The 213-nt window shown below is 53.5% G+C and carries 1 rRNA gene; it reads left to right on the top strand.

Annotated elements, in window-relative coordinates:
* A 16S ribosomal RNA gene (locus tag KK102_RS22145) occupies positions 1-213 on the top strand; the annotation flags it as partial.

The raw sequence follows: 213 nt of genomic DNA, 5'->3' as shown, positions 1-213 counted from the left end.
GGGAATATTGCACAATGGGCGCAAGCCTGATGCAGCCATGCCGCGTGTATGAAGAAGGCCTTCGGGTTGTAAAGTACTTTCAGCGGGGAGGAAGGTGTTGAGGTTAATAACCTCAGCAATTGACGTTACCCGCAGAAGAAGCACCGGCTAACTCCGTGCCAGCAGCCGCGGTAATACGGAGGGTGCAAGCGTTAATCGGAATTACTGGGCGTA

This window comes from Enterobacter quasimori, from assembly GCF_018597345.1.
In the GTDB taxonomy this organism is placed as follows: domain Bacteria; phylum Pseudomonadota; class Gammaproteobacteria; order Enterobacterales; family Enterobacteriaceae; genus Enterobacter; species Enterobacter mori.
This window is presented reverse-complemented; position numbering and strand designations above follow the sequence as displayed.